Raw genomic sequence first — 9,195 nt, 5'->3', positions numbered from 1 at the left:
GTCAAGGAGAATATCAAGGATATGCCGACACAGACCGCCTATGCCCTGCACTCCGCTAAGGAAAAGGCAAAGGAAAATGTGTCCGACTTCAAGCGTGGCATTGTGCAGGGACAGGAAACTAGACAGAGCCAGCGTGCCGATAAGCGTGAGCAACACAGACAGAATATCGCTGACAAGCGTATAGAACTTCAAAAGGCACAGGAAGCAAAGCAGTCTGGCAAAGCGACGGACGGATCAGCGACAACAGGAGCTACCCGTCCCCATGACAGACCTGTGACTGCTTCTCCTGCGTCAAAGACAGATACAGGAAAAGCACAGGAAATCAAGCGTCCTGTCACTACGGACAAGGTACATACCGAGCCGACGAAAGCACAACCTGTCAAGGAGCGTCCGCTTGCTTCAAAATCTGCTGAACCTGTATTGCAGAAACACGGAACAAGGCTCAATGGTGTAGAGCTGAACCAGCAGACCACCAGAAAAGAGCGAACCATCAAGAAAGCGACCCTAAACATGACAGGAAAGAAAGGACATAAGAAATGAAGCTAAGACATATCGCCCTTATCGGCAGTCTGTTTCCCTTTCTTCTTGCGATAGTGCTTTTCTTTGGTGTGCTTATCAGTGCCGAGGACGACGACGGGGGCGGTGGTTCTTCCTCATGGGTAACGGGCATGAACCTGTCCGCAGAGGTCTTGAAACATCAGCCTATGGTAGAGAAATACGCTAAAGAGTACGGCATATCCGAGTACGTCCCCTATCTGCTGGCAATCATACAGGTGGAAAGTGGCGGGACAGCCGAGGACGTTATGCAGAGTTCCGAGAGCATGGGCTTACCGCCTAATTCCCTTGATACGGAAAGTTCAATCAAGCAGGGGTGCAAATATTTTGCGTCCCTGCTTTCTTCAGCAGAAAATCAAGGCATAGAGGATATAAACGTGGTGATACAGTCCTATAACTATGGCGGTGGCTATATCGGCTATGTGGCTTCCAATGGGAAAAAGCACAGCTTCACGCTGGCAGAGAATTTCGCCCGTGACAAGTCTGGCGGGAAGAAAGTCACCTACACGAACCCTATTGCTGTCGCCCGCAACGGTGGCTGGCGATATGCCTACGGGAATATGTTCTATGTAGAGATAGTCAACCAATATTTAACGATTACAAAATTCGATAATGCGACCGTTCAAAAAATCATGGACGAAGCACTGAAATATCAAGGCTGGGACTATGTGTACGGCGGGAGCAATCCTAACACTTCTTTTGACTGTTCGGGACTGGTTCAATGGTGCTATGGAAAGGCTGGTATCAGTCTGCCGAGAACGGCACAGGCACAGTATGACGCTACCCAGCATATCCCGCTTTCACAGGCACAGGCTGGGGATTTGGTGTTCTTCCACAGTACCTACAATGCGGGAACGTATGTAACGCACGTCGGTATCTATGTAGGAAACAATCAGATGTACCACGCTGGCGACCCGATAGGCTACACCGACCTTACAAGCTCCTACTGGCAACAGCACCTTATCGGGGCTGGCAGAATTAAGCAATAGAAAGAAAGGAATGGAAATATCATGTTCAAGAAGAAAGAAAAACCGATAAAGGAAAAGAAAGTCCGCACTATGAAAGTGGGGACGCATAAGAAATCCGTCATTGCCCTCTGGGTGGTGCTTATCGCAAGCGTGAGCTTTGGTGTGTATAAGAACTTTACCGCTATCGACCAGCACACCACGCATGAGATAGAAACCATACAGCTCCGCTTGAATGACACCAACGGGATAGAAAATTTCGTGAAGAATTTCTGTAAATCCTACTACACATGGTGCAACAGCAAGGAAGCAATCGAAGCAAGGACACAGGCTATCAGTGCCTATCTGACACAGGAATTGCAGGATTTGAATGTTGATACGGTAAGGACGGATATACCGACCAGCTCCACGGTCACGGATGTACTTATCTGGGACGTGGAACAGTTTGGGGAGAACGCTTTTTCTGTTACCTACGAAGTAGATCAGCAGATAAAAGAGGGCGACCAGACAAGGAACGTATCAGAAACCTATACCGTGACCGTTCATGTGGACGCCGACGGGGATATGGTTATCATACAGAACCCTACCCTTGCCCCCGCTATGGAAAAATCCAGCTATGAACCAAAGGCACAGGAAGCAGACAACAGCGTGGACGCTGATACGGTAAATGACGCTACGGCGTTTCTGGAAACATTCTTTAAGCTGTACCCGACCGCAACGGATAAGGAGCTTGCCTACTATGTAGAGGGAAACGCTCTTGAACCGATAAACGGGGACTATCTCTTTTCCGAGCTAGTAAACCCAGTATTTACAAAGGACGGAGATAATGTGAATGTCAAGGTATCTGTGAAGTTCATTGATAACCAGACAAAGGCAACACAGGTATCACAGTATGAGTTGACGCTTCATAAGGATAGTAACTGGAAGATAATAGAGTAAAACCAGTACTTGTTTTTTTATTGTTCGAGTTGTATAATAAGTAGGAAATGTTATACGATTTTAGAGAGGAGCGAGTTCATGTCTGATGAAAACAAAAAAACAAAGAATGATAAATTTGTCGGCTCTGTGAAAGTAGGTCCAAAGGGACAGATTGTTATACCCAAAGAAGCAAGAGAAATGCTAAATATCAGTACAGGTGATACTTTGGTCTTATTAGCAGACGCAAAACAAGGTATCGCTGTTCAAAAATATGAGGTTTACAAAGATTTTTTTGAACAAGTGTTTAACTCTGGGCAATCACCTACGAAGTCAGAATAAATTAAATTATTAAGACGGTGCTTTTATGGCACCGTCTTTTTTATAACTTTTAGCAAAAAGTAGGAAAAGTAATACTTTTCTATTGACGTTTTACTCTGCTGGTGTTAATATTGGTATAACAAGTAATACTTGTTATACCAAAAGGAGGAGATATAGTGAATAGAGATGTTACAGAACACTATTCCCACAATGGACGATATTTAGGCACCTTAAAAGTGGGAACAAAAGGACAAATTCTTATTCCAAAAGAGGTAAGGGATTTCTTTGGTATTCATATCGGCGAGCTATTAGTGTTACTTGCTGATAAAGACAAAGGAATTGCCTTACAGAAAATGGACGGTTGTAACGAAGCGTTTCAAATGGCATTTCAAAAGGAGGACAAAGAATGAATGCAATAGAAATTAGAGATTTAACAAAGCGATATGGAAATTTAACAGCAGTTAATTCTCTTTCGCTTAATATCAAACAAGGAGAATTTTTCGCAATGCTTGGTTCAAATGGTGCAGGAAAAACAACAACTATTAAAATGTTGAGCTGTCTGACAGAGCCAACAAGTGGTGATGCCCTTATGTTAGGAAACAGTTTGAGAAAACAGGCAGATAAAGTAAAAGATATTATCAACCTTTCTCCACAGGAAACAGCCGTTGCACCAAAGCTGACAGTTAAAGAAAATCTGATGATGATTGCCCGCTTACATGGTAGTTCTAAACAGGAAGCAAGGGAAAAAGCCGACAAAATCATGGAAACTTTTGAACTAACTGACCGAAAAAATGACAGAGCAAAACAGTTATCGGGTGGCTGGCAGAGAAAATTAAGTATCGCAATGGCTTTGATAAGTAATCCTAAAATTCTTTTCCTTGATGAACCGACAATCGGGCTTGACGTAAGAGCAAGACGAGAATTATGGGGAACAATGGAAAAATTGAAAGGAAAATTAACTTTGATTTTAACAACACATTATCTTGAAGAAGCAGAGGAATTAGCTGACCGTATCTGTATTATGGATAAGGGTGTTGTGCAGGTTCTTGGTACGGCTGATGAAATTATCAAGGTATCTGGTGCTAGAAATTTTGAAGAAGCATTTTTGATGTATACAGAAAGGGGTACTGAATTATGAGATTTACTATTTTTACAGGACGTAATTTTAAAGAAATTGTGCGAGATCCCATGAGTATTCTCATGTGTCTCGGATTTCCTGTTTTGCTGATTATTGCGTTAGCTTTGATGAAAGAAAGTATCGGTGGAATGGCTGATGTATTTGAAGTCCAAAATTTTGCACCGAGTATGACGATTTTAGGAATGGCGTTTCTAAGTACCTTTGTAGGTACGTTGATGTCCACCGATAGGAATAGTTCTTTCCTAACCCGATTATTTGCGTCACCTATGAAGGGAATTGATTACATCTTAGGATATTCTATACCTATAATTCCGCTTGCAATTTTACAGGCTGTTTGCTGTTTTGGTGTAGCTCTGTTCTTCGGATTAGAATTAAATATAAATATTTTTATAGCTATTTTGACCTTAATTCCAGTGGCGATATTATTTATCAGTTTTGGCTTATTTATTGGTAGTGTACTTTCAACAAATAATGCGGTCAATGGATTTGGAACAATCTTAGTGAATGCAACAGTGTTTTTAAGTGGTGCTGTCTTATCATTGGATATGATTGGTGGTACATTCAAAACGGTCTGCGATTTACTACCATTCAGTCATGCAGTAAATGCGGTAAATTATGCAATAAACGGTAATTTTTCAGATATACCATTACAGCTTGTATGGGTTTTAGGATACGCTCTGGTACTTATCATTCCGTCTGTTATTATCTTTAAACGCAGAATGAAAGGCTAATAATGATTAAGGTATTCTCTCTTACAAATTTAAACGTTGAATATATTACAGATTATCAAGGGTTAGCGATTTTTCAACAGATACAGAATTATTTACTCCCGATAAATAACGGCTCTTTAGAGAATATTGCAATTTTAGATATGGACGCTGATAAAGATATTATTTTAAGTGAACTACAAGAATGTGCAATCTTTCATAGGATAGCTTTATCCTCTTGCTGGACATTAGACAAAGTTATCATTGCATTAGAATGTAATTGCCTAGCTTTTTTGGAAAATGGTAACTTGACTTCAATTAACGATACTATCAATTTAGTAACAAGGCATAAAGTTAGCGTATTTGATAAATCTGTTATAGCGATTATAAATTCTTTTCTAATCTAATCGGTAATGAGGTGACAAAATGATTGGTCTTAAAAAACGAGATATGAGAACTATTTTAAAAGCTGGGGCAAAAGCCAGAGGATTGTCGCTACCAGAGTTTAGGGCTGAAATACAGGAGAATATTGACAACTCTATGAATAGTCAAGACCCAGTGGTACAGAAACGATTTAAAAAGTATTTTGGTAATAAGATACCTACACCAGAAGAATACATTTACACAATTACAAAGAAAACTAAGATTTAGGTGCTTATCCTGCTTCCTGCAAAGCAGATCAGCAGGATAGCTTATGCGAGGAAAAAGAAAACGAGAAGCCTATTTGCTTCCCGTCCCCTTGTATTTCATGATACCGTCGATTGTTCCTTGAATGATTTTGAGTTCTTCATCTGTCAGTTCATCAAGCGATACGTCTATCTGCCTGCGGATTGTAGATTTTTCCGCTTTCTCCTGCGGATAGAAGTATTCATCAACAGAGATATGGAACATTGTCACTAAATCATGAAATAACTGGAAGCTGGGGTGTTTCCCTATATTCTCAATATCTGCGATATGACGTTCTCCGTAAAAGACCTTATCGCCTAAATCATTACGGGAAAGCCCAGCTTTTTCTCTCGCTTCTCTGATTGCCAGTCCTAACGGACGGAAATCAAAGCTGTGCGTGTCTTTCTTTTTCCTCATTTCAAATCACCTGTCATGAGTTTATACTTCATGGCACATGATTAGAATGTGTTAAAAGCGCATATATTATGCGTTAGTAATTCGTATCAATATTACCTTGACGGTAAATAAAAAAAACCGTTCTAAGGTAATATCTTTTTCCATGTCTTTCAATCTGATTAGGACGGTTTTGGATAACCAGAGCTGTCCTTTTCTTCTGCACTCACGGCACAGCTCTGGATAAGGGGGGTGTGCTATGATTGCGTATCAGCGAACACGCCAGTATTCACAACTGAATAACCGCCTTACAATGGTTATCCAGTCAGCACACCCTAAACATGAGTTAAAAATTCATATCGCAAACATAGCAAAAACAGTCTGTTGGTACATTCATGTGCTGATTGACTGTTTTTGTTATTTATGAGAAGTTCAATATTTTTTTGAATTTCTTTCTTATACAGGTTAGCAAATCACCCACTCCTGTACCGATGTGGGGCGGAAAGAGGGATAGATACCTTTTACGTCTGGACAGAGAGGGGGTGAGATGATGAAACCGTCTGACTTCCAAAAGACAATCCAGTGTCAGTTTGACTGTAAGCTCAAACGTACTGTTAAGGGCGTTATCTGGAATTATAAAAAGGAATTAAAACGTCGTAAAGATAAAGAAATTCCTTTCTGTGAACTTCCAGAAATCGTTGTTGAAAAGCTGGCTGTATGGGACGAGTACATGAGTGACTATACCGTGTTTGAAGTATGCGGCGTTGAAATCCGAGTGCTTGATGAAGAACTTTCAGAAGCGTTAAAGCAATTATCGGAACGCAACCGTGAAAATCTTCTGATGTACTACTTTCTGGAAATGAGCGATACAGAAATTGCAAAAGCACAGAAAATTTCCAGAGCAGGAGTTTTTAAAAACCGTTACAGAGCTTTACAAAATTTGAAGAAAACACTGACAAAGGAGCGTGAATAAAACATGAAAAAAGGGTACAAACTTCCACCCTATCGACTTATTTCATCTGCTGTGGACGGAAATGAACAGTCTATTGAAAGAATACTGGCATTTTATGACCCGTACATATCAAAATGCTGTTTGCGTCCTCTATATGATGAATACGGTAATGTTTATATCGTAGTAGATATGGAGCTTAAAGGGCGTATCAGAGAAGCTATTATCAAAATGATTTTAGACTTCGATATCGGTACTGTTCCAACAGAAGAATAAAGCAATTATGGCAGGGCATGATTTGTTGAAATCCCCTCTTTCCTGTCCTGCCCTCTGCTTTTACACATGAGAGCCTATGGCTTTCGCCACTGTTCTTTGACAAGTGAATAAAGCAGACAGATACGTTTGTGATACAGCGAGCCACGGGGACTGTACGCCACGACCTTTTCCATAAGGGGAAGCGAGCGACCCATGCAGTGATCCGAGAGCGACCGTTGGAAAAGTCGTTTTGCCACGACCTGTATTCACAGGATAATGATACACCCGCATGGTGCGGTTCTGCCCACAGGAATGGGAATGGCTGAAATGCCAGTGGAGCTTTCCAAAGCCGTCTGTCTGCTTCCATAAGACACACAGTAAAGGGGGTGCATACTTATGAACAATACTGATGTGCCTATCTGGGAGAAGTACACGCTGACGATTGAGGAAGCGTCAAAATACTTCCGTATCGGGGAAAAGAAATTGCGTAAGCTGGCAGAGGAAAATCTCGACGCTGGCTGGGTGATTGTCAACGGAAACCGTGTACAGATTAAGCGAAAACAGTTTGAAAAAATCATTGATACATTGGACGAAATCTAATGTCAGCGAGCCGTAGGTATGGTATAATAAAGTATAGCGTATCAACGGCTCATTCCTTGACGGAAAGGAGCTTCGCACTATGTCTAATGTAAAGAGAAAAGACAGCAAGGGACGCAATTTACGACTTGGAGAGAGCCAGAGAAAAGACGGAAGATACGTTTACAAATATACCGATATATACGGGAAACCACAGTTTAAGTATGCTTGGAAACTTGTTCCGACAGACAAGACACCCGCTGGGAAACATGAAGATTTGTCGTTGAGAGAAAAAGAAAAGCAGATTAAGAAAGACCTTGCCGACGGTATCAATACCATAGGCGGGAAAATGACAGTCTGCCAGCTCTACGCAAAGAAGAACAGCCAGAGAAAGAATGTGAAACGCAACACAGAAAAAGGTCGCCAGTATCTTATGAAAATTCTGGAAAACGACCCTCTGGGTGCAAGGAGCATTGATACGGTGAAGCTATCGGACGGTAAGGAATGGGCTATGCGAATGTATGAGAATGGCTTTTCCTACAAGACGATTAGCAATTACAAGCGTTCACTGAAAGCGTCATTCTATATGGCGATTGAGGACGACTGTATCAGAAAAAATCCTTTCAGCTTCAAATTGAGTGATGTTCTGGAAGATAATTCAGAGCCTAAAGTTATTCTCACGCCAGAGCAGGAAGAAAAAATGCTTGCCTTTATGGAACAGGACAAGACGTACAGCAAGTATTATGATGAAGTGGTTATTCTTCTGGAAACGGGGCTTCGTATCTCTGAATTTTGCGGTCTGACAGTCCATATAGATATGGCAAACCGTATCATCAATGTAGACCACCAGCTATTGAAAGATACTGAAATCGGCTACTACATTGAAACACCTAAGACCAAAAAAGGAGAACGCCAGCTTCCAATGACAGAAAGAGCCTATCAAGCCTTTAAGCGAGTGTTACAGAACAGAGGAAAGGCAGAGCCTATCGTTATCAATGGTTACAGCAATTTCCTGTTCCTAAACCAAAAGGGCTTCCCTAAAGTGGCTGGCAACTACGAAAGTATGTTGCGTGGGCTTGTGAAGAAATACAACAAGACACATAAAGACCAGCTACCAAACATCACACCGCACTCATTCAGACATACCTACTGCACGAACATGGCAAACAAAGGAATGAACCCGAACACCCTGCAATACATCATGGGACATTCAAACATCACCATGACATTAGGGTACTACGCACACGGTACTTTCAATTCAGCAAAAGCAGAAATTGAAAGACTGGCTCTTGCTTCTTAAATCGGTGATTGTACTACTCATTTACTACTTTTGGTTGCATTTTCATGCTGGTAAATGCCAGCTTATGCAGAGTATCTTCCAAAAGGAAAATGCCGATAAAGCCCTAAAATACAGGCTATACCGACATTTACCAGCTTATGAAAAGATAATCAGAAATTTAGTGAGTTTTTATAATAAAGTTCATGTTCTTCTTTTATATTAAATTTATTATTAGTAATAGGATGTTTTTCAATGATTTTTCCGTTATAATATATAAGAAGTTCTTTGTTTTGAACTGCTAATCCAACACGTTTTCCAATATATTCTTGTGGTAGGGAATATTTATTGTATTTATATTGGAATAGCGATTCATTTGTAACATAGACTTCATTTAATTTAAGGTGATACCTGCTTCTGATTTCTTTGCTGGGTAACGGAAGCAGATCACCTTTTTCTTTTTCTAAAAGAAAATTTCT

13 protein-coding genes and 2 pseudogenes are annotated in these 9,195 nt (G+C 40.8%); 13 read left to right on the top strand and 2 right to left on the bottom strand.

Annotation, left to right across the window (positions count from 1 at the left end):
- The 9 genes and pseudogenes from B5E92_RS14455 to B5E92_RS14415 all read left to right on the top strand — a co-directional run.
- Positions 1 to 540: pseudogene (locus tag B5E92_RS14455) on the top strand (YtxH domain-containing protein); the annotation flags it as partial.
- The gene (locus B5E92_RS14450; protein WP_075877379.1) at positions 537 to 1,544 is read left to right on the top strand and encodes a lysozyme family protein; all 1,008 of its coding nucleotides are present in this window, start codon (positions 537 to 539) and stop codon (positions 1,542 to 1,544) included. The pseudogene B5E92_RS14455 and the gene B5E92_RS14450, both read left to right, overlap by 4 nt.
- A 21-nt stretch (positions 1,545 to 1,565) precedes the next feature.
- Positions 1,566 to 2,459: a conjugal transfer protein gene (locus B5E92_RS14445; RefSeq protein ID WP_087303311.1), complete on the top strand. Its 894-nt coding sequence runs from the start codon at positions 1,566 to 1,568 to the stop codon at positions 2,457 to 2,459.
- A 78-nt stretch (positions 2,460 to 2,537) separates the two neighbouring features.
- Complete coding sequence (locus B5E92_RS14440; RefSeq protein WP_074141169.1) at positions 2,538 to 2,777, top strand: AbrB/MazE/SpoVT family DNA-binding domain-containing protein; 240 nt, start codon at positions 2,538 to 2,540, stop codon at positions 2,775 to 2,777.
- 155 nt (positions 2,778 to 2,932) lie between these two features.
- On the top strand, positions 2,933 to 3,166 hold the full coding sequence (locus B5E92_RS14435; RefSeq protein ID WP_074141168.1) for an AbrB/MazE/SpoVT family DNA-binding domain-containing protein: 234 nt from the start codon (positions 2,933 to 2,935) through the stop codon (positions 3,164 to 3,166).
- Positions 3,163 to 3,894, top strand: a complete 732-nt coding sequence (locus B5E92_RS14430) for an ABC transporter ATP-binding protein (protein ID WP_074141167.1) — start codon at positions 3,163 to 3,165, stop codon at positions 3,892 to 3,894. Before B5E92_RS14435 ends, B5E92_RS14430 begins: the two co-directional genes overlap by 4 nt.
- Positions 3,891 to 4,625 (top strand): ABC transporter permease, encoded by a 735-nt coding sequence (locus B5E92_RS14425; RefSeq protein WP_074141166.1) that lies wholly within the window; start codon positions 3,891 to 3,893, stop codon positions 4,623 to 4,625. Before B5E92_RS14430 ends, B5E92_RS14425 begins: the two co-directional genes overlap by 4 nt.
- A gap of 2 nt (positions 4,626 to 4,627) precedes the next feature.
- Positions 4,628 to 5,008: a hypothetical protein gene (locus B5E92_RS14420; protein WP_074141165.1), complete on the top strand. Its 381-nt coding sequence runs from the start codon at positions 4,628 to 4,630 to the stop codon at positions 5,006 to 5,008.
- A gap of 19 nt (positions 5,009 to 5,027) precedes the next feature.
- On the top strand, positions 5,028 to 5,252 hold the full coding sequence (locus tag B5E92_RS14415) for a hypothetical protein (protein ID WP_074141164.1): 225 nt from the start codon (positions 5,028 to 5,030) through the stop codon (positions 5,250 to 5,252).
- 69 nt (positions 5,253 to 5,321) lie between these two features.
- Here the strand turns inward: B5E92_RS14415 and B5E92_RS14410 are convergent, their stop codons facing one another.
- Positions 5,322 to 5,684, bottom strand: a complete 363-nt coding sequence (locus B5E92_RS14410; RefSeq protein ID WP_032509185.1) for a helix-turn-helix transcriptional regulator — start codon at positions 5,682 to 5,684, stop codon at positions 5,322 to 5,324.
- Positions 5,685 to 6,210: 526 nt separating this feature from the next.
- Here B5E92_RS14410 and B5E92_RS14405 point away from each other — a divergent pair.
- From B5E92_RS14405 to B5E92_RS14385, 4 genes are all read left to right on the top strand, one after another.
- Complete coding sequence (locus B5E92_RS14405; protein WP_021421704.1) at positions 6,211 to 6,633, top strand: RNA polymerase sigma factor; 423 nt, start codon at positions 6,211 to 6,213, stop codon at positions 6,631 to 6,633.
- A gap of 3 nt (positions 6,634 to 6,636) precedes the next feature.
- Positions 6,637 to 6,885, top strand: coding sequence for a helix-turn-helix domain-containing protein (locus tag B5E92_RS14400; protein WP_021421703.1), 249 nt, complete (start codon positions 6,637 to 6,639; stop codon positions 6,883 to 6,885).
- 375 nt (positions 6,886 to 7,260) lie between these two features.
- Entirely contained in the window at positions 7,261 to 7,464 is a 204-nt protein-coding gene (locus B5E92_RS14390) for an excisionase (RefSeq protein ID WP_021421702.1), read from the top strand.
- A 79-nt stretch (positions 7,465 to 7,543) separates the two neighbouring features.
- A complete protein-coding gene (locus tag B5E92_RS14385) occupies positions 7,544 to 8,740 on the top strand; it encodes a tyrosine-type recombinase/integrase (protein ID WP_087303309.1) in 1,197 nt (398 codons plus the stop codon).
- Positions 8,741 to 8,889: 149 nt separating this feature from the next.
- On the opposite strand, the pseudogene B5E92_RS15595 reads toward B5E92_RS14385, so the two are convergent.
- A pseudogene (locus B5E92_RS15595) lies at positions 8,890 to 9,195 on the bottom strand (IS21 family transposase); the annotation flags it as partial.

Source organism: Erysipelatoclostridium sp. An15, assembly GCF_002160675.1.
Classification (GTDB): domain Bacteria; phylum Bacillota_I; class Bacilli_A; order Erysipelotrichales; family Coprobacillaceae; genus Thomasclavelia; species Thomasclavelia merdavium.
Note: the sequence above shows the minus strand (reverse complement) of the source record. Positions and strands in the feature narration are given on the sequence as shown.